Annotated in this window: 1 pseudogene; it reads right to left on the bottom strand. The window is 49.0% G+C overall.

Features of this window, described 5'->3' with window-relative positions:
- Positions 1 to 239: pseudogene (locus ACI43T_RS12270) on the bottom strand (1-acyl-sn-glycerol-3-phosphate acyltransferase); the annotation flags it as partial.

The raw sequence follows: 239 nt of genomic DNA, 5'->3' as shown, positions 1-239 counted from the left end.
TTTTCAGACGGCCTGAGTACCAGCAGTGCTTCACGGCTGCGTGTCAAAAAGCTGTCTTTGTCTTCGTTTTCCTGCAAAGTAAGCGGCTGTCCGATATGGACTTCACACAAAAGCGGGATAGGCAGGATTTTGCCTTTGGGTAGTACGCGGCTGATGTTGTCTATCCAAATCGGCACAAATTCGGTATTGGGTTTGCTTTTCGCCAGATGATAAATGCCGGACTTGAACGGCAGCAGGAT

Source organism: Neisseria oralis, assembly GCF_045062685.1.
Taxonomy (GTDB): Bacteria; Pseudomonadota; Gammaproteobacteria; order Burkholderiales; family Neisseriaceae; genus Neisseria; species Neisseria oralis.
Note: the sequence above shows the minus strand (reverse complement) of the source record. Positions and strands in the feature narration are given on the sequence as shown.